At 58.8% G+C, this 23,834-nt stretch carries 20 protein-coding genes and 1 other RNA gene; 13 read left to right on the forward strand and 8 right to left on the reverse strand.

Features of this window, described 5'->3' with window-relative positions; translation table 11 throughout:
• Positions 1–52: 52 nt before the first annotated feature.
• A complete protein-coding gene (gene grpE / locus ACM6G4_RS06410) occupies positions 53–619 on the reverse strand; it encodes a nucleotide exchange factor GrpE (protein ID WP_056728221.1) in 567 nt (188 codons plus the stop codon).
• 240 nt (positions 620–859) lie between these two features.
• Between grpE and recN the strand changes: the two genes are divergently transcribed.
• Positions 860–2,533 (forward strand): DNA repair protein RecN, encoded by a 1,674-nt coding sequence (gene recN, locus ACM6G4_RS06415; protein ID WP_223542505.1) that lies wholly within the window; start codon positions 860–862, stop codon positions 2,531–2,533.
• Positions 2,534–2,613: 80 nt separating this feature from the next.
• Here recN and fur read toward each other — a convergent pair whose 3' ends face one another.
• Positions 2,614–3,018: a ferric iron uptake transcriptional regulator gene (fur, locus tag ACM6G4_RS06420; protein WP_003197684.1), complete on the reverse strand. Its 405-nt coding sequence runs from the start codon at positions 3,016–3,018 to the stop codon at positions 2,614–2,616.
• A gap of 97 nt (positions 3,019–3,115) precedes the next feature.
• Here fur and ACM6G4_RS06425 point away from each other — a divergent pair, with 97 nt between their 5' ends.
• Entirely contained in the window at positions 3,116–3,643 is a 528-nt protein-coding gene (locus tag ACM6G4_RS06425; RefSeq protein ID WP_056728218.1) for an outer membrane protein assembly factor BamE, read from the forward strand.
• A gap of 61 nt (positions 3,644–3,704) precedes the next feature.
• On the opposite strand, the gene ACM6G4_RS06430 is transcribed toward ACM6G4_RS06425, so the two are convergent.
• The 3 genes from ACM6G4_RS06430 to ACM6G4_RS06440 are packed head-to-tail and all read right to left on the reverse strand — an operon-like array spanning position 3,705 to position 5,857.
• A complete protein-coding gene (locus ACM6G4_RS06430; RefSeq protein ID WP_414913287.1) occupies positions 3,705–4,019 on the reverse strand; it encodes an RnfH family protein in 315 nt (104 codons plus the stop codon).
• Positions 4,012–4,446: a type II toxin-antitoxin system RatA family toxin gene (locus ACM6G4_RS06435; RefSeq protein WP_046038689.1), complete on the reverse strand. Its 435-nt coding sequence runs from the start codon at positions 4,444–4,446 to the stop codon at positions 4,012–4,014. The genes ACM6G4_RS06430 and ACM6G4_RS06435 overlap by 8 nt, the downstream gene beginning before the upstream one ends.
• 7 nt (positions 4,447–4,453) lie before the next feature.
• Entirely contained in the window at positions 4,454–5,857 is a 1,404-nt protein-coding gene (locus ACM6G4_RS06440; protein ID WP_223448143.1) for a sodium-dependent transporter, read from the reverse strand.
• Between the two features lie 118 nt (positions 5,858–5,975).
• Between ACM6G4_RS06440 and smpB the strand changes: the two genes are divergently transcribed.
• A complete protein-coding gene (gene smpB / locus ACM6G4_RS06445; RefSeq protein ID WP_008057382.1) occupies positions 5,976–6,458 on the forward strand; it encodes an SsrA-binding protein SmpB in 483 nt (160 codons plus the stop codon).
• A gap of 116 nt (positions 6,459–6,574) precedes the next feature.
• On the opposite strand, the gene ACM6G4_RS06450 is transcribed toward smpB, so the two are convergent.
• Positions 6,575–7,342, reverse strand: coding sequence for an FCD domain-containing protein (locus ACM6G4_RS06450; protein ID WP_414913288.1), 768 nt, complete (start codon positions 7,340–7,342; stop codon positions 6,575–6,577).
• Between the two features lie 261 nt (positions 7,343–7,603).
• On the opposite strand from ACM6G4_RS06450, the gene ACM6G4_RS06455 reads away from it, so the two are divergent.
• The 10 genes from ACM6G4_RS06455 to ACM6G4_RS06500 all read left to right on the forward strand — a co-directional run bounded on the left by ACM6G4_RS06455 (position 7,604) and on the right by ACM6G4_RS06500 (position 21,608).
• Positions 7,604–9,298, forward strand: a complete 1,695-nt coding sequence (locus ACM6G4_RS06455) for a lactate permease LctP family transporter (RefSeq protein ID WP_414913289.1) — start codon at positions 7,604–7,606, stop codon at positions 9,296–9,298.
• Positions 9,299–9,448: 150 nt separating this feature from the next.
• Positions 9,449–10,273 (forward strand): (Fe-S)-binding protein, encoded by an 825-nt coding sequence (locus tag ACM6G4_RS06460; RefSeq protein WP_056728203.1) that lies wholly within the window; start codon positions 9,449–9,451, stop codon positions 10,271–10,273.
• Positions 10,270–11,724: a LutB/LldF family L-lactate oxidation iron-sulfur protein gene (locus ACM6G4_RS06465; RefSeq protein WP_056728201.1), complete on the forward strand. Its 1,455-nt coding sequence runs from the start codon at positions 10,270–10,272 to the stop codon at positions 11,722–11,724. The genes ACM6G4_RS06460 and ACM6G4_RS06465 overlap by 4 nt, the downstream gene beginning before the upstream one ends.
• The gene (locus tag ACM6G4_RS06470; RefSeq protein ID WP_414913290.1) at positions 11,724–12,395 is read left to right on the forward strand and encodes a LutC/YkgG family protein; all 672 of its coding nucleotides are present in this window, start codon (positions 11,724–11,726) and stop codon (positions 12,393–12,395) included. Before ACM6G4_RS06465 ends, ACM6G4_RS06470 begins: the two co-directional genes overlap by 1 nt.
• Entirely contained in the window at positions 12,392–15,202 is a 2,811-nt protein-coding gene (locus ACM6G4_RS06475; RefSeq protein ID WP_414913291.1) for an FAD-binding and (Fe-S)-binding domain-containing protein, read from the forward strand. Before ACM6G4_RS06470 ends, ACM6G4_RS06475 begins: the two co-directional genes overlap by 4 nt.
• A gap of 199 nt (positions 15,203–15,401) precedes the next feature.
• Positions 15,402–15,677, forward strand: coding sequence for a hypothetical protein (locus tag ACM6G4_RS06480; protein ID WP_056728196.1), 276 nt, complete (start codon positions 15,402–15,404; stop codon positions 15,675–15,677).
• Positions 15,678–16,006: 329 nt separating this feature from the next.
• A complete protein-coding gene (locus ACM6G4_RS06485; protein WP_056728194.1) occupies positions 16,007–16,285 on the forward strand; it encodes a hypothetical protein in 279 nt (92 codons plus the stop codon).
• Positions 16,286–16,379: 94 nt separating this feature from the next.
• Positions 16,380–16,776, forward strand: a transfer-messenger RNA (tmRNA) gene (gene ssrA / locus ACM6G4_RS06490).
• Between the two features lie 1,252 nt (positions 16,777–18,028).
• Positions 18,029–18,229 (forward strand): hypothetical protein, encoded by a 201-nt coding sequence (locus ACM6G4_RS06495; RefSeq protein ID WP_414913292.1) that lies wholly within the window; start codon positions 18,029–18,031, stop codon positions 18,227–18,229.
• Positions 18,230–18,452: 223 nt separating this feature from the next.
• A complete protein-coding gene (locus tag ACM6G4_RS06500; RefSeq protein WP_414913293.1) occupies positions 18,453–21,608 on the forward strand; it encodes a Mur ligase family protein in 3,156 nt (1,051 codons plus the stop codon).
• Between the two features lie 44 nt (positions 21,609–21,652).
• Here the strand turns inward: ACM6G4_RS06500 and ACM6G4_RS06505 are convergent, their stop codons facing one another.
• Both ACM6G4_RS06505 and ACM6G4_RS06510 read right to left on the reverse strand, forming a co-directional pair.
• Positions 21,653–22,477, reverse strand: a complete 825-nt coding sequence (locus ACM6G4_RS06505) for an alpha/beta hydrolase family protein (RefSeq protein WP_414913299.1) — start codon at positions 22,475–22,477, stop codon at positions 21,653–21,655.
• 79 nt (positions 22,478–22,556) lie between these two features.
• Positions 22,557–23,801 carry an HlyD family type I secretion periplasmic adaptor subunit gene (locus ACM6G4_RS06510; RefSeq protein WP_414913294.1) on the reverse strand — a complete coding sequence of 415 codons (1,245 nt, stop codon included), beginning with the start codon at positions 23,799–23,801 and terminating at the stop codon, positions 22,557–22,559.
• Positions 23,802–23,834 lie beyond the last annotated feature (33 nt).

Below are 23,834 nucleotides of genomic sequence, written 5' to 3' on the forward strand. Positions count from 1 at the left end.
CTGCGGTAGCACTTAAACGCTTGACTTATAAATGGGGGCCTTGCGGCGGATTTCAAGCCTGCTCGTCAATCGAAGGCGAAACCGGCGCAGGCGCCTTGCTGACCACGACCATCGCCGGGCGCAGCAGGCGGCCATTGAGCTGATAGCCCTTCTGGAACACCTTCAGAACGCTGTTCGGCTCGACGTCAGCGCTTTCCTGCATGGCCATCGCCTGATGGTGAACGGCGTTGAACGGTTCGCCATGGGGATCGATCGCTTCAAGCTGATAACGCTTGAGGGTGTCGTGGAACATTTTCAGGGTCAGCTCGATGCCTTCGCGCATCGGACGGATGCTTTCGTCGTCCGGGCTGGACAGCTCCAGGCCGCGCTCCAGGCTGTCGACGATCGGCAGCAGGTCGCTGGCGAATTTTTCCAGCGCGAACTTGTGAGCCTTTTCCACATCCTGCTCGGCGCGACGGCGGACGTTCTGCAGATCCGCGGCTACACGCAAAGCCTGATCCTGAGCGCCTGCCAGTTGCTCTTCGAGCACTTGTACACGAGCCGCCAGGTCATCACCCGAAGCCTCGGGCGCCTGGTTGGCGTCTGGGTTTTGCGTATCCACTGTCTGTTCGTCAGCCATAGATTTCTCCTTTCAATATCGTCCGCGAGCTCAACTCGCGCTTCTGCCCAGCTATATGGGGCCGCAAAATCCGGCTTCAAGGGGGCCCGACGATTAACCCTACAAAAAACAACTGCTTTGTCATTCCCGGCCGCGATAAGGCTTTCGTCGGACTGAGCGAATCGAGCTAACGAGAGGCATTGTCAGCCGGAAACAAAACACTGTATAAATAACCAGACCTAACACCTGGGAGCGGCCCATATGCTGGTGCACCTGTCCGTACACAACTACGCCATCGTTGAACATCTCGATCTCGAACTCGATCGCGGGATGAGCGTGATCACCGGGGAAACCGGCGCGGGCAAGTCAATCATGCTCGACGCGCTGGGCCTTACCCTGGGCGACCGCGCCGACAGTGGCGTGGTCCGCCCCGGCGCCGACAAGGCCGATATCCTGGCCACCTTCGATCTGGTCGACATTCCGGAAGCCAGCGCCTGGCTGGCCGAACGCGACCTCGAAAACGACGGCCCGTGCATCCTGCGCCGGGTCATCACATCCGAAGGGCGCTCGCGCGGCTACATCAACGGCACGCCCTGCCCGCTTGGCGACCTCAAGGCACTGGGTGAGCTGCTGATCGACATTCACAGCCAGCACGAACACCAATCCCTGCTCAAGACCGATACCCACCGTCGCCTGCTCGATGAATATGCCGGCGCGACCGATCTGGCCCGCCAGGTTCAACTCGCCGCCCAGCGCTGGCGCCAGACCCGCCAGGAACTGGAGCGACTCTCCAACTCCGGCGATGAGCAACGCGCCCGCCATCAGTTGCTCAGTTATCAACTCGAGGAGCTGGAGAACCTTGGCCTTGGCGACAACGAACTGGAGCAGCTCGAGCAGGAACACAAGAACCTGACCAACGCCGAGACCCTGCTCGGCATCTGCCGACAAGTCGTCGAGCAATGCAGTGAGAGCGATTCCGGGAATGTCCTGAACGCTCTCACCGCCAGCCTCAACCGCCTGTCGAGCGTGAACAGTTCGATCGGTGCACTGGGCGAAGCCAGCAGCTTGCTGACCAGCGCACAGATCCAGGTTGAAGAGGCTGTTGGTGAGCTGAACCGCTTCCTCGACAACTTCGACGCCGATCCGTCGCGCCTCCAATACCTCGAAGAGCGCCTCGACGCGATCTACACCCTGGCGCGCAAACACCGCATCCAGCCGACCGAAGTCGCAGAGATGCAGCAGAAACTGCTGGATGAAATCGAAACCCTCAACGCCAACGACGAATCCATCGAGCGGCTGAGCGACGAACTGTCTTCATACGCTCGTCATTATCAGGAAAAGGCTCGGGAACTGAGCGACCTGCGTCATCAGGCCTCGAGCAGCCTGGCCAGCGCCGTGGAACTGGAAATCCAGCGCCTGGGCATGCCTGGCGGGCGCTTCACCATCGAACTGCGCCCAAACAGCAGCGACGAACTGCTGCCTAACGGGCTTGAACAGGTTGAACTGCTGGTCAGCGCCAACCCGGGCCAACCCTTGAAAGCCTTGGCAAAAGTCGCCTCCGGAGGCGAGCTGTCACGGATCAGCCTGGCGATCCAGGTGATCACCGCGCAGACCTCCCGCGTACCGACCCTGGTGTTCGACGAAGTAGACGTTGGTATCGGTGGTCCGACAGCAGAAATCGTCGGCCAACTGTTGCGGCGCCTCGGAGAACGCGGACAGGTACTGACCGTGACCCACTTGCCGCAAGTAGCAGCGCAAGGTCATCAACATCTATTTGTGCATAAAGTGCGCGGCGAAGATGCCACCCGCACGGCTGTTTCCAAATTGAGCAAAAACGACCGCGTCGAAGAAGTCGCACGGATGCTGGGGGGCATCGATCTCACCAAGGAGTCCCTGGCGCACGCAAAAAAAATGGTGGTGGCCGCAAAAGCCTGAATAAATAAAGGCAGAAAGCACGAAGGCGACCCTGGGGTCGCCTTCGTTCGTTTCGCGAACCTCAGGTTCGCGCGACATGCTTACTTTTTCTTGCGCACGTACAGCACCAGATTGTGATCAACCATCTCGAAGCCATACTTGTCGACGATTGCTTTCTGAAGCCGCTCGATTTCTTCGTCGAAGAATTCGATCACTTCGCTGGTTTCGACGTTGACCATATGGTCGTGATGCTTTCCGTCGTCCAGCTCGAAGACCGCATGGCCTCCATCGAAGTTGTGCCGCACCACAAGGCCAGCTGCCTCGAACTGGGTCAGAACACGGTAAACCGTGGCCAGACCGACGTCCTCACCAGCCTCCATAAGGGCCTTGTAGACATCCTCGGCACTCATGTGGCGCTGCTCGGCGGAATCGAGCATTTGCAGAATTTTGACCCGTGGCAGGGTCACTTTGAGGCCGGCTTTGCGTAGTTCGCTATTTTCAACCATGGTCAGCTTTCTCGCGATGCTGCTTCGCAGCTTCTCTTAATGCGGGTATGATCGGCGTTTACGTTGTCCCAGCCAAGATAGTGGAAGTCGCCCACCGATGCAAAACACCAAGCTCTTGCTAACCAGTTTCACCTTTGTGGGACTGCTCGCACTCGCCGGTTGTTCATTCCCCGGGGTTTACAAAATCGACATCCAGCAGGGCAATGTCGTCACGCAGGACATGATAGACCAGTTACGCCCGGGAATGACCCGTAAGCAAGTACGGTTTATCATGGGCAACCCTCTGCTGACCGACACGTTCCATGCCGATCGCTGGGATTATCTGTACAGCCTGCAACCGGGTGGCGGTGAACGCCAACAGGAACGCGTCAGCGTTATCTTCAACCCAAATGATCAGCTTGTCAGCCTCTCTGGTGATTTCATGCCAGGCGTGAGCCGTGACGAAGCCATTCTCGGCAAGGACAGCGGCACGACAGTGGCCGCCCCGGCAGAAAACGTCGAGAAGCCAAAACCGGAAAAACCGGTCAAGCCAGGTTCGTTGCTGGATCAGATCCAGAAGGACGTCGACGGTGTAGAAACCGTTCCGGTCCCGACGCCGCAACCACTGGACACCTCGCCGCAATAATTTGCGACGCAAAAAAAAGCCCGGCATGCCCGGGCTTTTTATTGTCTGGCCTTCCAGCCAATCACTGATTCCGCGCCTTGGCCTCGGCCGCTTTCGCCGCGCGCAGTCGGCGCACCTCTTTCGGATCGGCCAACAGCGGGCGGTAAATCTCGATACGATCCCCAGCCTGGACTGCCCGACTCTCCGGATCAGCTACCACCTTGCCGAAGATCCCCACAGGGCAATGGGCCAGATCCAGCTCCGGAAACTCTTCAGCCACGGCCGACCTGAGCAAGGCCGCCCGCACGGTCGTTCCAACAGGCACGGTCACTGTCAGCAGCACCTGACGGTCTTCGGCCGCGTAGACCACCTCGACTTCAATCATGACCTCAACCATGTATCTGCTTGGCGCGCTGGCAGAACGCATCCACCAAAGTATTGGCCGCCTGATTGAACAGCGGTCCCAAGGTGGCACGAACCAGCGGCCCGGCATAATCGAACGACAGATCGAGGCTGATCTTGCAGGCTTTGTCGGTCAACGCCTTGAATACCCAGATGCCATGCAATTGGGTGAAAGGGCCCTCTTCGAGGTTCATTTCGATCGACTGCCCCGGAACCAGCGTGTTGCGTGTCACGAAATGCTGGCTGAGGCCGCCCTTCGCCACGCCGACGCTCGCCCGCATATGCTCAGGTGAGCTCTCCAGGACTTCGGCGGACGAGCACCACGGCAGAAACTCCGGATAGCGCGCCACGTCATTGACCAGGTCATACAGCGCTTGTGCCGGGTACGGCAGCAAGGCCGAACGTGAAATATGTGTCGTCATGTCAGCGTCACTTCCACAGCTGGGCGGCAAACACTACGAGAATGCCGATGGGCGCCACATAGCGCATCAAGAACAAGGACAGGCCAAACAGCGCAGGGTTACGGATCGACAACTCGTCGCGCACCGCTTCGCGCCCCATGATCCAGCCCGCAAACACCACGAAACACAAACCGCCAAGCGGCAACATGAGTCGCGAGGTGAAGAAATCGATCACACCGAAGAAGTCGAGACCACCGGCGGCTCCCCATTGGTAGAGGTGGAACATCCCGCCTTCGTTCACGAAGAACTTCGCCTCCTTCCAGATATTGAAGGAGAACACCGTGCCCAGGCCGACAAACCAGCAGCTGAACGCCAGCCAGAAGGTGACCCAGGCTCGGCTCACTTTAGTGCGCTCGACCAGGTAGGCCACCATCGGCTCAAGCAGGGAAATCGCCGAACTCCAGGCAGCGACCGCCACCAGCACGAAGAACACCACCCCCATCAATTGCCCGAACGCCACGTTACCGAAGGCAAACGGCAGGCTGACGAACATCAGCCCCGGCCCCTCGCTCGGATTCAGGCCGGCCGCAAAAACAATCGGAAACAATGCCAGGCCGGCCACCAGGGAAACGAAGGTATCGAGCAGCGCCACGCCAACGACCGTCCCTGAAATCGACGAGTTCTTCGGCATGTAGGCGCCGTAGATCATGATCGAGCCGACGCCCACGCTCAGGGAAAAGAACGCATGCCCCATCGCGGGCAACAAGCCGTCCATGACCTTTTCCGGGTGGAAGTCGAACATGAAATGCACGCCCTCCATGAAATGCCCGGTGGTCATGCTGTAGCCCAACAACACGAGGATCATCACGAACAGCAGCGGCATCATGATGCGCAAACTGCGTTCAAGCCCGGCAACCACACCCTTGGCGATCACCACCGCGGACAACAGCATGAAAATGGTGTGCCAAAGTGTCAGGCGCCAGGGATCGGCGATCACATTGCCGAAGTAAGCCCCCACCTGATCAGGCGTCGCCCCCTGAAAATCGCCACGCCCCATGTCGATGATGTAGTCCAGCGACCAGCCGCCGACCACACTGTAGAACGACAGGATCAGCAACGCGGTGATCATCCCGGCAAAAGCGCCCCAGGACCATTTGGCCGAGTGCCCCGCCTCTGTCGCCAGGATCTTCAAGGCATTGGCCGGGCTCTGCCGGGCACGCCGGCCGATCAGGGTTTCCGCCAGCATGACCGGCACCCCGATCAGCGCGATGCAGGCCAGGAACATCAGCACGAAGGCACCGCCGCCATAGACGCCGACCATGTACGGGAATTTCCAGATACTACCCAGCCCCACGGCCGAACCGGTCGCGGCGAGTATGAAGACCCAGCGGCTAGCCCAACTGCCGTGGACAGAAACCTTGTCTGTCGACATCGTTATCACGCCCAAGCGTTCAAAAAAGAGGCCGCATTGTCCGGGATTCAATCAACCTGCTCAAGCACGTAGCAACACCGTAGCCGACTCGCGTGCAACTCCCTATAATGCCGCCCCTATGGCTAAACAGAAGAAACACCCAACAGGGACCATCGCGCAAAACAAAAAGGCGCGACACGATTACTTCATCGAGCATCGTTTCGAGGCTGGTCTGGTCCTGGCCGGCTGGGAAGTAAAAAGTCTGCGGGCAAGCAAGCTGCAGCTGGTTGACAGCTACGTGCTGCTCAAGGATGGCGAAGCCTGGCTGCTCGGCAGCCACATTACGCCCCTGACGACCGCCAGTACCCACGTCATCGCCGATCCCGTGCGCACCCGTAAGTTGCTGCTCAACCGACGCGAGCTGGAAAAGCTGGCCGCGGCCGTGCAGCAAAAGGGTTACGCCTGCGTGTGCCTGTCCTGGTACTGGAGCAAGCACATGGTCAAGTGCGAGATCGCCCTGGGCAAGGGCAAGAAGGAATACGACAAGCGCGATACCGAACGCGAACGCGATGCCGGTCGCGAGTTGCAGCGTGCGGTACGCAACAAGGGCAAGGAAGACTGATTTTTCTGCCTGCGAATTGCGGCGCGAATAAAAAGATCGCAGCCTCCGGCAGCTCCTACAGGGAACGCATTCCAATGTAGGAGCTGCCGCAGGCTGCGATCTTTTGCATTAAACGGTCACATCCCCTTGCGCCGCTCCGCCCGGGCCACGCGCTGCACTTCCTGACGCACCTCTTCCAGCACTTCCTGCACATACAGAATGTGCCGACTGGAAACTTCCCGCGCCTGCTCCGCCCGCCCTTCGATAATCGCCTGATACAACTCTCGATGCTGCGTGATCAGCATGTCGCGGGTTTCAGTGCGCTGCTTGTACATCCCACCGATGTTGGTCACCACGTTACGCTTGAGCAGATCGAACAGCCCGCGAATGGTGTGCAGCAACACGGCATTGTGGCTGGCCTCGGCAATCGCCAGGTGAAACCTTGCGTCCGCCGCACCCTCTTCGGCACGACTCACTTCTTCGTGACGCGAATAACAGTCCTGCAATTCGTTGAAAGCCGCGGTCAGCCGCTCGCGATCCACATCCGTGGCACGCAGCGCCGCATAGTAGGCGCAAGACGCTTCCAGCGTATGGCGAAACTCCAGCAGATCGCGTTGCGCCTCGGGGTTGCTTTCCAGCAGATGCAACAAGGGATCACTGAAGGTGCTGCCCAGTGATTCCACCACATAGTTGCCACCACCCTGGCGACTGACCAGCAGGCCCTTGGCGGTCAGTTTCTGAATGGCTTCGCGCAACGAAGGGCGAGACACGCCAAATTGCTCGGCCAGCGCGCGCTCGGCCGGCAAGCGCCCACCCGCTTTGAGCGTGCCCTCGAGGATCATGCCCTCAAGCTGCTCGACAATATCGTCAGACAAACGGCGCTGACGAATCTGATCAAACCCCATAACTCGATTACTCCACGATCCGACGGCTCGCCGGCGCTCTATTCTGGCCTATCGGCGCCGCGCCAGCACCTGTCACAACGCATTTGGTCATACCAGGCAGACGACCTGCGCACTTCGCATTCGACAAAAGTTTTAGGGCGGCAAATTGACACACCGCCTACAAGGCTTTTACCCTAGCCAACAGCGATTGTAAATTGGTCTTACCAATTATCCAAGAACGCTGATCAGTGCCTGACCAACAACAATTAGGGGCCACCCCATATGCAAACCTGGCAACAGCTCTATACCCCGCTCGGCAGCCTCGGCCTGTCCGCACTCGCCGCCGTCATCCCCATCGTGTTTTTCTTCCTGGCTTTGGCCGTGTTCCGCCTCAAAGGGCATGTGGCCGGCAGCATCACCCTGGCTTTGTCGATCCTGGTGGCGATCTTCGCCTTCCAGATGCCGGTCGACATGGCGTTCGCCGCCGCCGGGTATGGCTTCGCCTATGGCCTGTGGCCGATTGCCTGGATCATCGTGGCAGCGGTATTCCTCTACAAACTGACGGTCAAGAGCGGGCAGTTTGAAGTCATCCGCAGCTCGGTCCTGTCGATCACCGATGACCAGCGCCTGCAGGTCCTGCTGATCGGTTTCTGCTTCGGCGCCTTCCTCGAAGGTGCAGCCGGTTTTGGCGCACCCGTGGCGATTACCGCTGCGCTGCTGGTAGGTCTTGGCTTCAACCCGCTGTACGCCGCTGGCTTGTGCCTGATCGCCAACACGGCGCCGGTGGCATTCGGTGCCCTGGGCATTCCGATCATCGTTGCCGGCCAAGTCACCGGTATCGACGCGTTCAAGATCGGCGCCATGACCGGTCGCCAATTGCCACTGCTGTCGTTGTTCGTGCCATTCTGGCTGGTGTTCATGATGGACGGCCTGCGCGGCGTGCGGGAAACCTGGCCGGCAGCCCTGGTGGCCGGCTTGAGCTTTGCCGTGACCCAGTACTTCACCTCGAACTTCATCGGCCCGGAACTGCCGGACATCACCTCGGCCCTGGCCAGCCTGATTTCCCTGACCCTGTTCCTGAAAGTCTGGCAACCAAAACGCGCCGCCGGCCAACACATCGTCGGCGCTGTATCGGCCTCTGTGGTGAGCGCCAGTGTCGGTGGTTTCGGCCAGAAACGCACCACCGTGGCTTCGCCCTACAGCCTCGGGGAAATCTTCAAGGCCTGGTCGCCGTTTCTGATCCTGACCGTACTGGTCACCATCTGGACCCTGAAGCCGTTCAAGGCGATGTTCGCCGCCGGCGGTTCGATGTACAGCTTCGTATTCAACTTCGCCATCCCGCACCTTGACCAGATGGTGATCAAGGTCGCACCGATCGTGACCGCGCCAACCGCCCTTCCGGCAGTGTTCAAACTGGACCCGATTTCCGCCACCGGCACGGCGATTTTCTTCTCGGCCCTGATCTCCATGCTGGTGCTGAAGATCAACATCAAAACTGGTCTTACCACTTTCAAGGAGACCTTCTACGAACTGCGCTGGCCGATCCTGTCCATCGGCATGGTGCTGGCCTTCGCTTTCGTCACCAACTACTCGGGCATGTCCTCGACCATGGCCCTGGTATTGGCAGGCACCGGCGCGGCGTTCCCGTTCTTCTCGCCGTTCCTCGGCTGGCTGGGCGTGTTCCTCACTGGCTCCGATACGTCGTCCAACGCCCTGTTCAGTTCGCTGCAAGCGACCACTGCGCACCAGATCGGTGTCAACGACACCTTGCTGGTGGCGGCGAACACCAGCGGTGGCGTGACCGGCAAGATGATCTCGCCACAATCGATCGCCGTGGCCTGTGCCGCGACCGGCCTGGTGGGCAAAGAATCGGATCTGTTCCGCTTCACCCTCAAGCACAGCCTATTCTTTGCAACGATTGTCGGCTTGATCACGTTGGCCCAGGCCTACTGGTTCACCGGCATGCTGGTGCACTAAGGGCTACAGGCAACACGATAAAAACCGACGCCGGGCCACGCCCCCGGCGTCCGCTATTCACACCCCGGTCTGTAAGGCTGCTGAAAGCTTCCGGCTCTATATTCAGCAGCCTCGACAGACGAATAACCGGGACCACCCGGAGACCGCCTGATGAGCGAGCTTTATTACAACGCCGTGCCGAATGCGACCCGTGTCGCCCCGCCACTGCCCGAGCCTCGGCAATACCCCAGCGAGAAACCGTCACGGGTCTACCTGTTCGGGACCTGCGTAGTCGATCTGTTCTACCCACAAGCCGGGATGGATGCGATCCACCTGCTGGAGCGCGAAGGCATTCGTGTCGAATACCCGCAAGGGCAAAGCTGCTGCGGCCAACCGGCCTACACCTCCGGTTACACCGAACAGGCACGGACCGTGGCGCGCTCGCAACTGGCGTTGTTCGCCGGCGACTATCCGGTGGTGGTGCCGTCGGGTTCTTGCGCGGGCATGCTGCGCGAACATTACGCCGACTTATTCAAAGACGAGCCGGATACGTTGAAACAGGTCCAGGCCCTGGCGGCCAGGACCTACGAGCTGGCCGAGTTTCTGTTGTTTGTCTGCAAGGTGCAGCTCAAGGACAGTGGCGAACCGGTAAAAGTGGCGCTGCACACCTCGTGCTCGGCACGCCGTGAAATGAACACCCACCTGCACGGCCGCGAGTTGTTGTCGCAACTAAGCAATGTGGAGCGGGTCAATCACGATCACGAAAGTGAGTGCTGTGGCTTTGGCGGGACATTCAGCGTCCGTATGCCAGACATTTCCGGCGCGATGGTGGCTGACAAGACCCGGGCGCTGAAGGAATCCGGCGCGCACAAGGTGTTGAGTGCCGACTGCGGCTGTTTGATGAACATCAACGGCTCGCTGGAAAAACAGCAGGAAGCGTTGCGCGGTCAGCATCTGGCCAGTTTCCTCTGGCAGCGAACCGGAGGTGCGAAATGAGCACCTCGACGATTATTCCTACGGTTGCCGTAGAAGAAGATTTCCGCACCCGCGCCCACAACGCACTGGGTGACGCGCAATTGCGAGGCAACTTTCGCAAGGCGATGGATTCACTGATGACCAAACGGGCAGCGGCGTTCAGCGATGCCCATGAAAGAGAACACTTGCGCGCACTGGGCAATGCAATCCGTGCCCGCGCGCTCTCCAAATTGCCCGACCTGCTCGAGCAACTGGAACAGAACCTGACCCGCAACGGTGTGACAGTGCACTGGGCGGAAACGGTGGACGAGGCCAATGGCATCGTCCTCTCGATCATCCGCGCTCACGAGGGGCGGCAAGTGATCAAGGGCAAATCGATGGTCAGCGAAGAAATGGAGATGAACCATTTCCTCGCTGATCGGGGCATTGAATGCCTGGAATCGGACATGGGCGAGTACATCGTCCAGCTCGACCACGAGAAGCCTTCACACATAATCATGCCGGCAATCCACAAGAACGCCGGTCAGGTCGCGTCCTTGTTCCACGACAAACTTGGCGTGGAATACACCAAGGACGTAGACCAACTCATTCAGATCGGCCGCAGAGTCCTGCGGCAGAAATTCTTCGAAGCGGACATCGGCGTCTCCGGCGTCAACTTCGCCGTGGCCGAAACCGGCACCCTGCTGCTGGTGGAAAACGAAGGCAACGGTCGCATGACCACCACGGTGCCTCCGGTACACATCGCCGTCACAGGTATCGAAAAAGTCGTGGAAAACCTGCGCGACGTGGTGCCGTTGCTGTCATTGCTGACCCGCTCGGCCCTGGGCATTCCGATCACCACCTACGTCAACATGATCTCCGGTCCGCGCAAGGAGCATGAACTCGACGGCCCGCAGGAAGTACACCTGGTACTGCTCGACAACGGCCGCAGCCAGGCCTTTGCCGACAGCGAACTGCGCCAGACCCTGAACTGCATTCGCTGCGGCGCCTGTATGAATCATTGCCCGGTCTACACCCGAATCGGCGGCCATGCCTATGGGGAGGTTTACCCCGGCCCTATCGGAAAAATCATCACCCCGCACATGGTCGGCCTGGCGAAAGTCCCGGATCACCCGAGCGCGTCTTCGCTGTGCGGTGCCTGCGGTGAAGTCTGCCCGGTGAAAATCCCGATCCCTGCTTTGCTGCGACGCCTGCGGGAAGAGAACGTCAAGGCCCCGGACAGCCCCCATCAAGTGATGCGCGGTCAGGGCAGCAAGTATTCGCGCAAGGAGCGGTTCATCTGGAACGCCTGGGCCAAGCTCAACAGCTCGCCGACGCTGTATCGCCTGTTCGGTTTCTTCGCCACCCGGTTGCGCGCCCTCACGCCGAGCAACGTCGGCCCATGGACGCAAAACCACAGCGCACCAAAACCCGCTGCCCGCTCGCTGCATGACATGGCCCGCGAACATCTGGCCAAACAGGGAGACCGCTGATGAGCGCCAAGCAAAATATCCTCGCCAAACTGCGCAAAAGCCTGACAGGCACTACGCCAGTGGCCGACAACTTCGATGTCGATCTGGTGACCCAGCCTTACACCTACGCCCCTGAGCAGCGCATTGCGCAACTGCGCAAGTTGATGGAAGCGGTGCACACGGAAACACATCTGACGTCCGGCCAAGAGTGGCCGACGCTACTCGCGCAGTTGCTGCAGGACCGCCAGTTGCCAAGCCTGCTGATCGCACCGACAACGCCCCACGGTCAACGGATCACGCAGCACTGGGCGAATAATCCCGGCCTGCCAATGCTCAAGGCCTACGACCGTCCGGTTGAAGAATGGAAAGCCGAGCTGTTCAACGACACCCCGGCGAGCATCACTGGAACCCTCGGCGCCATCGCAGCCACGGGCAGCCTTATTCTCTGGCCGACCCGGGAAGAACCACGCCTGATGAGCCTGGTGCCACCGGTGCATTTCGCCCTGCTCAAGGCCAGTGAAATCCGCGACAACTTCTATCAAGTGCAGCAGGAATTCGAATGGGCCCAGGGCATGCCGACCAACGCGTTGCTGGTATCCGGCCCGTCGAAAACCGCCGACATCGAACAAGTGCTGGCGTACGGCGCCCACGGTCCGAAGGACCTGGTGGTACTGATCCTGGAGGACCAATGAGTCTACCGGCTGCTTTCCTGCGTGATGCACAGCAACTGATCCCCCTAGAGCGACGTTTCGACGACCCGTTGTCGACCCTGGCCTTCGGCACCGACGCCAGCTTCTATCGCTTGATTCCGCAACTGGTGATCCGCGTCGAGTCCGAAGACGAAGTGGTCGCACTGCTGCAACTGGCGCAACGGGATCAGGTGCCGGTGACTTTCCGCGCCGCCGGCACCAGCCTCTCCGGCCAAGCCATCAGCGACTCGGTATTGATCGTGCTGGGGGATAACTGGAACGCTCGCGAGATCCGCGGCCAAGGCACGCAAATCCGCCTGCAACCGGGGGTGATCGGCGCCCAGGCCAATGCCTGGCTGGCACCGTTCGGGCGCAAGATCGGCCCGGACCCGGCCTCGATCAATGCCTGCAAGATCGGCGGCATCGTCGCCAACAATGCCAGCGGCATGTGCTGCGGCACGGCGCAAAACACCTATCACACCCTGGCCGGCATTCGTCTGGTGCTGGCCGACGGCAGTCGTCTCGACACTGAAGATACCGCCAGTGTCGCGGCGTTTCGCCAAAGCCACGCCGCCCTGCTGGAGCGCTTGGCGTCTCTGGGCCGCGAGACCCGGGCCAACGCCGAGCTGGCTGCGAAAATTCGCCACAAATACCGTCTGAAAAATACCACCGGCCTGTCGCTCAATGCCCTGGTGGATTTCGACGAGCCTGTGGATATCTTGAGCCACTTGCTGGTGGGCTCCGAGGGCACGCTCGGGTTCATCAGTGCCGTGACCTACGACACCGTGATCGACCACCCGAACAAGGCCTCGGCGCTGATCGTGTTCCCGGATGTCGAAACCTGCTGCAACGCGGTCACCGTGTTGAAAAGCCAACCGGTATCGGCCGTGGAACTGCTGGACCGCCGCAGCCTGCGCTCGGTGCAGAACAAACCCGGCATGCCCGCTTTCGTACAGCATCTGTCGAACAATGCCTGCGCCTTGCTGATCGAATCCCGCGCTGCGTCGTCCACCTTACTCCACGAGCAACTGGCGCAGATCATGGCGTCGCTGAAGGCGTTCCCGGTGGAAAAGCAGGTCGACTTCACCGAAGACCCGCAGGAAAACGCGCGTCTCTGGGCCATCCGCAAGGACACCTTCCCGGCCGTCGGCGCCGTGCGCAAGACCGGCACCACGGTGATCATCGAAGACGTCACCTTTCCGGTCGAACAACTGGCTATCGGCGTCAACCGCCTGATCGAACTGTTCGACAAACATCACTACGACGAAGCGATCCTTTTCGGACACGCCCTGGAAGGCAATCTGCACTTCGTCTTCACCCAAGGCTTCAACAGCCCGGAAGAAGTCGCGCGCTATCAGGCGTTCATGGACGACGTGGCGCAACTGGTGGCGGTGGAGTTCGGCGGTTCGCTGAAAGCCGAACACGGCACCGGGCGCAACATGGCGCCGTTCGTCGAACTGGAATGGGGCAGCGATGCCTACCAGTTGATGTGGCAACTCAAACGACTGCTCGACCCCAACGGCATTCTCAATCCGGACGTGGTACTCAGCGAAGATCCACAGATCCACCTCAAGCACCTCAAGCCCTTGCCCGCCGCTGACGAGATTGTGGACAAGTGCATCGAATGCGGCTTCTGCGAACCGGTTTGCCCGTCGAAAGGACTGACCCTGAGCCCGCGCCAGCGCATCGTGATCTGGCGCGACATCCAGGCGAAGAAACGCGCGGGCATCGATACGTCCGAACTCGAAGCCGCCTACGACTATCAAGGCATCGACACCTGCGCCGCCACCGGCCTGTGCGCACAGCGTTGCCCTGTAGGCATCAATACCGGCGAGCTGGTGAAAAAGCTGCGTAGCCGGAAGGCGACGCATACGAAAACCGCCAACTGGCTCGAAGGAAATTTCGCCACGGCACTTCAAGGTGCACGCTTCACCCTGCACGTGGCCAATGGCGCGCGGATGTTGCTGGGGGCGCCGAGATTGGCGAAGTTGTCGGCGACGTTGACGCGCCTGTCCAAGGGTCAGGTCCCGCAATGGACCAACGCGATGCCGCAACCGGAAAAAGCCATTCGCTTCAGCCCGACGGTGACGGACGCGCGCCCGCGCGTGGTCTATCTGGCGGCCTGTGTGTCCCGCGCCATGGGTCCGGCAGCGGGCGATACGGAGCAAATGTCGCTGCACGACAAGACCCGTGGCCTGCTGGAAAAGGCGGGTTACCAGGTGGTGTTCCCGGACAACCTGGACAATCTGTGCTGCGGTCAGCCATTCGCTTCCAAAGGCTACGCCGAGCAAGCCGAGCACAAACGACAGGAACTGATCGGCGCCCTGCTTCACGCCAGTCGTGGTGGGCTCGACCCGATCTACTGCGACACCAGCCCCTGTACCTTGCGCCTGGTTCAAGACCTCGGTGAAGTCCGTCTGGACCTGTACGACCCGGTACGCTTCATCCGTACACACCTGATGGACCGCCTGGATTTCACGCCTCAGGAGGCGCCAATCGCCGTGCACGTAACCTGCAGCACCCAGCACCTCGGAGAAAGCCAGGCGTTGATCGACCTGGCGCGCAAGTGCAGCAAAAACGTGATTATTCCCGAGGGTATCCACTGCTGCGGCTTCGCCGGCGACAAGGGTTTCACCACCCCGGAACTGAACGCCCATTCGCTGCGCACGCTCAAGGACGCGGTGAAACAGTGCAGCGAGGGGATTTCCACCAGCCGCACCTGTGAGATCGGTCTGACGCAACATGGCGGCATTGACTACCACGGACTAGTCTATCTGGTGGACCGCGTTACCCAGGCTAGGGTGCCCTGATAGCAGGATCTAAAGGAGGGTGCATAAAGGTGCCCTTCGTTAACGCTTCTTGTCGGAATCGACAGCTCCACAGAAAAAAAGAACCCTGATGTGCCACCGCAGTCCACTGATCAAGCCCCGCAAATGCGGGATTTTCCCAAAACTCGGTAAACCGATTTGATGGCCAGCAATGCTGGACCTTCAGTTCAAGGAGAAACACATGAATCGTTCTGTGCTGTTAGGTTTGTTCGTTGCTGCTTCCATGATGGCTTCCACTTCGTTTGCGGCCGAAAAAGACCTATGCGCGGTCAACCTGCAAACCATCGAAAACGGCAAGGCACAGATTCCTCCGGAAATGACTGACCAGGTAAAAGCCTCTGTCGAGCAAGCCAAAGCCGACCAGGCAAAAGGCACCAAGGAAGGCACTGATGATTGCATCGCCGAGACCAACGACATCATCAAGGCCGTCACCGACTCGAAAAAAGGCGGGAAGTAACCCGGTTCACGGCCAACCTCCGGGTTGGCCTTCCGCGCCACGCTGGCGTACATCAACAACGGAGTACAGGCAGCCGGGAGTTCAAAGCCCGGCTGCACCCGCTACGAAGCAAACCAAAACCCGCCAGTTGCGGGTTTTGTTGCATCTGGGGTCTGGAAATTTGCCTACCATCGCTGGAAAAGCTCGACACACTTTCTTAAAAAACCGAATTCTTGCGTTGAATCGCAGTCTTTGAGGTAGGCCCCATCAGATCGTGGCTGATTTTTCGGGCTTGGCCTGGCTGTCCGCTCATACGCCAGCACCGAGACCATCAGCTCAAGGAGATACCCATGAAACGCACCACACTCGCTGGCCTGTTCATTGCTGCCGCCATGCTGGCCTCTCCTGTATTTGCTGCGGACAACAACCTTTGTACGAGCAAGTTGCAAGAGCTCAAAGGCAAAGTGAATGCGCTGCCGGCGACCGCCACAAACACCTCAATGGAGATCAAAAGGCTGATGTCCAGCGCCGAAGCCTCACAAGCCTCCGGGGACGACAAAAAATGCGTCACCGAGGCCACCCAGGCATTGGCACTTGCTGACAGTCAGGGCAACCAACCAAACCCATGATCTGTGGTGGTCAACCTTCGGGTTGGCCTTCCGGGGCGTGATGACGTACACTGTACAGGCCTGCTGCTCACTTGATTCACAGAGCATCAGGCTCGGGGCCGTTTAGGATTCGACGCCGGTTGCGAAACTTTAGGTGCATGCCGAGTTGGTAACAGAACTCGTAAATCCACTGTTGCAACTACTTATAGTTGCCAATGACGATAACTACGGCCAGGAATTCGCTCTCGCTGCGTAAGCAGCCTTAGCCCTGAGCTTCTGGTACCTTCGGGTCCAGCAATCACCAGGGGATGTCTGTAAACCCAAAGTGATTGTCATATAGAACAGAATCGCCGTGCAGTACGTTGTGGACGAAGCGGCTAAAACTTACACAACTCGCCCAAAGCACCCTGCCCGTCGGGTCGCTGAGGGTTAACTTAATAGACACGGCTACGCATGTAGTACCGACAGCGGAGTACTGGCGGACGGGGGTTCAAATCCCCCCGGCTCCACCACTTCATCATCTAAAGACGTCCACGGACGTCTTTTTTTGTGCCTGAAATCCAGTGAAATCAAGGGTTTCATCTCGACCTGGGTTTCACAGAGGTTTTTTTAGCTCCAACCATTGGGGTGCTCCAAATGGTGTTCCCGCCCTTGCAGTGCTAATTTTTGAATCCGCGCACCCACGCCAACAGCCAACATGACGTTGAAACGCATGGGCTTCCAGGACCGCTTGGTCAGCCACGGCAAGCGCTCCATGGCTAGCACCATCCCTGAACGGGTAATCTGTCGGCAGCTGCTATCAATGGCGCAACCGACACGGTGAGCGCTCACCGAACACCACCGGTAACCGAAAATGACTCCCCCAGATGGAGTGATGCTTGATTTGGCGGCAGCGGCGACAACCCGCGTAATATTTGGCCTGCGCCGTGGCGACAGAAGTGGCGACTGTCGCCGCTGTAAACCTGGACCTGGCAGCTCAATCATGTGCTCTGGTTTTTCACTCAGTACCTGAAAGGCCCACTCCGATATCACCCGGTATTACTATCGACTGACCGCCCTATTGGTCTGGAGACGATTAGGAAAACGTCGATAATTACTGATCGGGTATTCAAATAGTCGTAGCCACCATACAACCACCTATCGCACATCTAGAAATATGGTAATGCGCGAACGAGCAGCAACAAATCGCGCAGCCTGCGAATTGCTATTAATTCCAAGACTTAAGAATATCTCTCGCCAAAAAATGACGACTACTCGCCAAAGCAACTCGACTAAAGTACAGCCTCACCAGCTGCTGGTAGCGCGTGAGTTCATTCAATGGACACCTCTGGCAAGTTTTTGCCGTCACGTCCATAATCACAAGCCAACTAAAAAACCTCCATACGCAAAAAGCAACTCCATACCATTCACGCCATTCGAGATTTATTTATCCAAATCCAATTGCGGTTATAAATAAAGCATTTCCCATTCGCGATTTAATTCGAAAAATTGGAGAGCTTAGGCGGAAAAAAATCCGGCCAATGCGATGATAATAAGATGTGCGCGGCATTATAACGTCATCCTGAAAAGCCTTACCCACTACCAGAAACCGTGCCTTTTGAGAAAGCATGATATTTTTTCTTCTAAAAGTAGAAAATTTTCATTTGTTGAATTAGAGTCTCTACTGAGCTTTGGAATTGCCATCCAAAGCGCTATTTTTTATTGAACACTGGAGAGCCGACCGCTGCGTGCATTAGTAACAGCGGCGGAAGAGAAGGATCGAAAATGCGTAAGAAAACAGCGCGCCTAACTATACTAATCGATCTTCCGACTAAAAAGAAATTAGAGGATCTCTCTGAGGCTGTCGATCTAACCGTGTCGCAGATTCTCAGAAAACTAATCAAGAACCACTTGGATGAGTCTGACCAGCCAATGGTTTTTTCTCCTGAAGAAACAACCCACAATGATTCTCTCCGGCCAAACTAGAGCGAAAGTACCATATCCATGGTTCTTTGCTCTAAGAGCGCTCTTATCTATGGAGAAGCATACACCGGCAATTATTTGATGCGGTTTACACTACATCCTGCCCCCTTCCATTTGCTTGGGCGCTGAAAACCCTGACATTCTCACGAGAGTTCGATTATCGAACAAAACTTCTCTAATCTCGCAAAAAATCCGTCTTCATCTGACGTTGACAATGGATTCTCTTATGTCTTTGAAGCAGCAACTAAGCGCTTGTTACAACTTATTAAAAGCACAGACAGCAGACCCCATTGCCAGCGCCGATGTCTCGCCGACCTGTACGTTATTTTTCTCCCTCAGCGACGGCACACAGCGGGCTAGGGTTTTCCACGTCACCGCAGAGAGCTTCGAGGCCGCGTGGAGCAGCGCATTATCAGACTCTGCGCAACTACAGGATCAGCCACCCGGGCGGCTATGGCTCAGGGTCGAGCGCGCAATCAACCTGACGACACTGTCATGGGAACAATTGCAGGACCGTCTCAAGCGCCATAAGCGCAACTACTTCCGACACGGCATCGCCTTCGATCAGGGGTTGAAGACTGCCCTCACTGAGCAGGAAATCAACGCCAACGCCATCCTGTATGGCGGATCCACCGTTCCTCTTGCCAGTTTCAACATGGGCAATTTTTCGATATACGTGAAAAAGCGCTTTGGCGACCCGACTGTGCTGGAGGCAGCCCAATACGCACAAGCCCACCCACAGACTCCGGTCTACCTGTTCCAGACCCAAGGCGTTTTTTGTGCCGAAGACGGTATCGCCCACGCCCTCAATAGCAGCGGCCCCGATGTCGGCCGACGCCAAACGGGTGTACCGGAAGCTGGCGATATTCGGGAAAAAATCGTAACGGCCTCGAATTTCCTCACTCGCCAGGTCAAGGACAGCGGACAATTTGTCTACGGCCATTTCCCCTGTTTTGACCGCACGATCCAGAACTACAACACCCTGCGTCATGCCAGTACGACTTACTCCATGGTCGAAGCCTGGGTGCTGACCAAGGATGAAGCACTCAAGTCATCCATACATCGTGCCCTCGATTACCTCACCCAAACGTTGATCAGGCCCTACACCCTGCCCGACGGCAGCACCGCCGCCTTCTTGGTGGACGCAGACGACGAAATCAAACTCGGCGGCAATGCGGTATGCCTGCTGACCCTGGTGAAATACAGCGAAGTCACCGACAGCCGCGACTATCTGCCGCTGCTGGAGGCGCTGGCCAATGGCATTGCCTGGATGCAAGACCCGCAGACCGGTGGCTTCAACCACGTTCTGCATGCCGCAGACTTGAGCGTCAAGGCACCCTTCAGGATTATTTACTACGACGGTGAAGCGGCATTCGGGCTGATGCGCCTCTACGGGCTGAGTGGCGACGAGCGTTGGTTGCACGTCGTCGAAAACGCCTTCGAATACTTCATCGCAAAGGAACACTGGCGCGAGCATGACCACTGGTTGAGTTACTGCGTCAACGAGCTGACGCGATATCGACCCGAGGAAAAATACTTCCGCTTCGGTCTGAACAACTTCATCGATTACCTGGGTTTTGTGCAGCAGCGCATCACCACCTTTCCGACCCTGCTGGAGTTGATGATGGCCGCTCAGCAGATGCTGCAGCGCATAGAGCAGTTGCCCGCGCTGCGTCATCTGCTCAACGAGGTCGATCTGGAGGCGTTCTATCGTGCCTTGCACCACCGTGCAGGGCATTTGTTGAACGGTTACTTCTGGCCGGAAATGGCGATGTTCTTTGGCAATCCAGCACGTATCGTCGGCTCGTTTTTCATCCGCCATCACGCCTTCCGCGTGCGCATCGACGATGTCGAACACTACCTCTCGGGGCTGATTGCCTATCACGGCTACCTGCTCGACGGCGCGAAGCAGGTCCGGGCCGCGCGGCCGGACAGGCAGCAAGGTGGCGACGGCTGGCATTGGGATGCGGCCAGCGTGGCGCAAGCCACCGGCGGCACTTGGGCAGTCGCACCGCAAGTCGACTGGTTCGCCAGCGGGCTGGCTCCATCCATGGCCTACTTCAAACAACACCGCATGCTGAACCGCCATCCGAGCAAAATCGGCGCCAACGAGGCACGGCTCGCACGCTTGTGGGCCAAGGCCGATCCACACCTGCGTCCCTCAGCCCTGGTCTGCGTCGACCCCACGCCTTACCTGGGCAGCGGCCTGCCGGTGTTGCAGGTCCAGGACACGGCAGATGCCATGCTGCAACTGGGGCGTTACGCCCGGCAAGCCTTCAATGGCCAGGTATTCGGGGTCACCGGCAGCGCCGGCAAGACCACGGTGGTCGCCATGCTCTCCCATGCCTTGGCGCAACTGGGCAGCGTGGCGCAAACCGAGGGTAACGCCAACCTGCCCCATGGCATCGCCTGGAACCTGGCCAGCATGACCGACCCGGCCCGCTTCTGGGTCCTGGAAATGGCCGTCGGCAGGATGCCTATCAACTCCGAACTGGTTCGCCCCCATGTCGCTGTGGTCACCAGCCTGGCGCCAGCGCACCTGGAATACCACGGCACCCTGGAAAACCTCGCTCGCAAGAAAAGCGCAATCTTCAGGTCCATGGTGCCTGGCGGGCATGCGGTGCTGAACCATGACATGCCTTACTACCAGGTATTCGCCGATGCCGCCACGCGGGCGCAATTGACGGTGCTCAGCTACGGGGAGCATGCACAAGCCGATCTGCGGGTGCTCGACTGTCTCACCACGCCGTCGCACCTGCAGGTCAGTGCCAGCCTTCGAGGCACCCCATTGCACTTCAAGCTGCGCGCCCGAGGCCAACACATGGTGCTCAACGCCCTGTCGGTACTGGCTTCACTGGTTGCAGTCGGCTTGCCCATCATGCAAGCACTGGCTGCGCTGGAGACATTCGAGGCGGTTGACGGTCGCGGTAACACACTGACCATTCCCTGCGGGCACGGCGACTATCAGTTGATCAATGACGCTTACAACGCCAATCCGGGATCAATGGGGGCCTCGTTGAAAATGCTCGCCGAACTGCCCGGTCGGACCGACCAACGCGTTGCAGTGTTGGGGGATATGCTCGAACTGGGGCCGGATACTCAACGCTACCACCTGGATCTGGCCGAACATCTGCTGGCGGCGTCTCCACGGCATACCCTGCTCTGTGGCCCCCTGATGCACGCACTGTTTTTGCAGCTGAGTGATCAGTTGAGCATCGAGTGGTTCGAGGACGTCAACGCCTTGCAGGATAAACTGCCCGAACAGGCGGCGCGCTGGTTCCGCGAGGGTGATTGGGTACTGGTGAAGAGCTCTGGCGGAACCGGTCTCTCGAAACTGGTCGACTCACTCACACAAGCCGGGAACGCCGTCGCGGGGCGCTGACGCCGGCCTTTGAAGCGGCTCGCTGGCGTCAGCGAGCCGTTTCTTCAAGGCTTGGCACACTGAGCCGCCGACTTCAGCCCGATATCGTTTCGCAATTGATGAGAAGCCGATCCGGAAGCTGGCGCTTCGATCAGTTGAGCGTCCAGTCCCGCATCGCGTAACGCCTGGTAGAACTGTTCCTGCAGCACAAAAGGCGCTACTTGATCGTTGCGATTACCCATTACCAATAACGGTCGATCAGGCACCTTGGCGATACCGTCGACGTGCCGCAAGGGATCGTAAGGATGCAGCAGGCCATTAGTATCGCGCCCTTCGCGGGCCGGCAGGCCTTTGCTGCGACGAATCATTTGCGCCCGCTCGAGCAACGCAAATGCCCCTGAGGTCATGACCGCGCACTTAATGTCCTCGCGCCCCAGTGTCAGCAAGGCCGCCACCACCGTTGCCCCACCGCTGTGCCCCAGCAGCACAAACCGACCGATGGAGTAACGCTGGCGCAACTGGTCGAGCGCAGCATCCAGCGCCTGAAACTCGCTGGCCTGACGCCGCTGTCCGTGATTGCCACTGGAGCCGTAGGTCCCCGGACGCGCGACAATCACCACCGGCACTCCTGCACGCCGACTCAGGGCCGCCGCCTGTTTGTCCTTGGCTCGCAGGGTATTGCCAGCAATGTCCTGCGGCGCACGGTGCATCTCGATATTGCGGTCACCGTGAAACATCACGATCACCACGGGGGCATGCTCAAGCGGTGAAGCACTGAAGTAGCGAATGCAGGCTTGGCCGCTGATAAACTCGACCCACAGGGCCGACTCCGGATCGACGCAGCTGGCCTGGTCGGCCGGGGTATTCCATAGCAGCGGCAGATCATCCATATCCCGAGCCCACAGCGGGGTGCTGAGCACCAGGGCCAGGCACGTCAACCGCCGCGCCAAGTTCGATCCGAGCATGATGCTAGCGTTCGCGCAAGGCTTCGCGAGCCCGGTTCAGGGGTTTGATCAGGTAATCGAGTACCGTCTTCTGGCCAGTCTTGATATCCGCCGCCGCGATCATCCCCGGCACAATGGAAAACGCCTTGCCGGCCTTATTGTGCAGTTCATTGTCATTGGTACGGATGAACACGCGGTAGTAGAACACCTCGGGTTTGACTTCGTCCTGAATCGTATCGGGGGAAATCGTCACCACTTTGCCATCCATGCTGCCGTAGATGGAGTAGTCATAGGCGGTGATCTTGACCTTGGCTTCCTGGTCCGGGTGGATGAAGGCAATGTCACGCGGTGAAATGCGCGCCTCGATCAACAACTGGTCGTCCATCGGCACAATCTGCATCAAGCGGCCATTAGGGGGGATGATTCCGCCGATGGTGGTGACCTCGATATCCTTGACGATACCTCGCACCGGCGAGCGCAATGTCAAGCGGGTGACCGAGTCGGAACGGCCCTTGAGGACCGAGGAAAGGGTTTGCACATCGGAGTTGGCCTTGGCCAGTTCTTCGCCGGCCCGCACCATGTACTCGGAGCGGGACTGGGTGAGTTTGAGCTCAAGTTCGGACTTCTGCCGCTTCAGGCGCAGCACCTCGACGTTGCTCGCCGCACCGACGCGGGCCAGGTTCTCGGTGATTTCCAGTTCGCTGCGCACAAGCCCCAGGGAGGCCCGAACCCCCGCCTGAGACTCTTCAAGCCCCTTGCGCCGGGTTTGGTACAGATCGGTTTCGGCGGCCATCAGTGCCGGATAGGCCTTAAGCTCCTGGGGAAAGGTCAGCGCTATGCCGTTCACTTCCGCCTGCAAGCGCGCGACGCTGGCCAGGGACGCGCGGTACTTGGCTGCGCTCTCGCCGAAGTTGGATTCGGTCTTGGTCGGGTCGAGCTTGGCGAGGATTTCACCCTGCTTGACGATATCTCCTTCGGCGACGTTGAGTTCGGCGACGATCCCCCCCTCCAGTGACTGGATGACCTGCTCGCGCGAGGTCGGGATGACCTTGCCGGTGCCGGTCGACACTTCGTCTATTTCAAACAGGTAGGCCCATACCCCAAACGTCAACAGCACCAGCGCCACGCACCAGACGACACGCGTCGAGCGGACCACGGTAGCGTCATCGAGATTGTCGTCACCGGACGCAGAGGTATCTTGAGAAGATCCGGCCAGGGGCACGCCGGCCTGCTCCAGGTTCGCCCCTGAAGCACGATTGTCATTGGGCATCTGAACTATCCTTTTGCGCAGTCAATTGCATGG

This window comes from Pseudomonas sp. IT-P258, assembly GCF_949767825.1.
Lineage (GTDB): Bacteria > Pseudomonadota > Gammaproteobacteria > Pseudomonadales > Pseudomonadaceae > Aquipseudomonas > Aquipseudomonas monachiensis.

What these genes read in the sequence shown, in the direction of transcription:
- ACM6G4_RS06500 (WP_414913293.1), top strand. Translation starts at nt 18,453, where the DNA reads ATGTCTTTGAAGCAGCAACTAAGCGCTTGTTACAACTTATTAAAAGCA.
- ACM6G4_RS06435 (WP_046038689.1), bottom strand. Translation starts at nt 4,446, where the DNA reads ATGACGACACATATTTCACGTTCGGCCTTGCTGCCGTACCCGGCACAA.
- ACM6G4_RS06450 (WP_414913288.1), bottom strand. Translation starts at nt 7,342, where the DNA reads ATGGGGTTTGATCAGATTCGTCAGCGCCGTTTGTCTGACGATATTGTC.
- ACM6G4_RS06440 (WP_223448143.1), bottom strand. Translation starts at nt 5,857, where the DNA reads ATGTCGACAGACAAGGTTTCTGTCCACGGCAGTTGGGCTAGCCGCTGG.
- recN (WP_223542505.1), top strand. Translation starts at nt 860, where the DNA reads ATGCTGGTGCACCTGTCCGTACACAACTACGCCATCGTTGAACATCTC.
- ACM6G4_RS06465 (WP_056728201.1), top strand. Translation starts at nt 10,270, where the DNA reads ATGAGCACCTCGACGATTATTCCTACGGTTGCCGTAGAAGAAGATTTC.
- smpB (WP_008057382.1), top strand. Translation starts at nt 5,976, where the DNA reads ATGGCTAAACAGAAGAAACACCCAACAGGGACCATCGCGCAAAACAAA.
- ACM6G4_RS06430 (WP_414913287.1), bottom strand. Translation starts at nt 4,019, where the DNA reads ATGGTTGAGGTCATGATTGAAGTCGAGGTGGTCTACGCGGCCGAAGAC.
- ACM6G4_RS06505 (WP_414913299.1), bottom strand. Translation starts at nt 22,477, where the DNA reads ATGGATGATCTGCCGCTGCTATGGAATACCCCGGCCGACCAGGCCAGC.
- ACM6G4_RS06425 (WP_056728218.1), top strand. Translation starts at nt 3,116, where the DNA reads ATGCAAAACACCAAGCTCTTGCTAACCAGTTTCACCTTTGTGGGACTG.
- grpE (WP_056728221.1), bottom strand. Translation starts at nt 619, where the DNA reads ATGGCTGACGAACAGACAGTGGATACGCAAAACCCAGACGCCAACCAG.
- ACM6G4_RS06470 (WP_414913290.1), top strand. Translation starts at nt 11,724, where the DNA reads ATGAGCGCCAAGCAAAATATCCTCGCCAAACTGCGCAAAAGCCTGACA.
- ACM6G4_RS06475 (WP_414913291.1), top strand. Translation starts at nt 12,392, where the DNA reads ATGAGTCTACCGGCTGCTTTCCTGCGTGATGCACAGCAACTGATCCCC.
- ACM6G4_RS06485 (WP_056728194.1), top strand. Translation starts at nt 16,007, where the DNA reads ATGAAACGCACCACACTCGCTGGCCTGTTCATTGCTGCCGCCATGCTG.
- ACM6G4_RS06510 (WP_414913294.1), bottom strand. Translation starts at nt 23,801, where the DNA reads ATGCCCAATGACAATCGTGCTTCAGGGGCGAACCTGGAGCAGGCCGGC.
- ACM6G4_RS06495 (WP_414913292.1), top strand. Translation starts at nt 18,029, where the DNA reads ATGCGTAAGAAAACAGCGCGCCTAACTATACTAATCGATCTTCCGACT.
- fur (WP_003197684.1), bottom strand. Translation starts at nt 3,018, where the DNA reads ATGGTTGAAAATAGCGAACTACGCAAAGCCGGCCTCAAAGTGACCCTG.
- ACM6G4_RS06460 (WP_056728203.1), top strand. Translation starts at nt 9,449, where the DNA reads ATGAGCGAGCTTTATTACAACGCCGTGCCGAATGCGACCCGTGTCGCC.
- ACM6G4_RS06480 (WP_056728196.1), top strand. Translation starts at nt 15,402, where the DNA reads ATGAATCGTTCTGTGCTGTTAGGTTTGTTCGTTGCTGCTTCCATGATG.
- ACM6G4_RS06455 (WP_414913289.1), top strand. Translation starts at nt 7,604, where the DNA reads ATGCAAACCTGGCAACAGCTCTATACCCCGCTCGGCAGCCTCGGCCTG.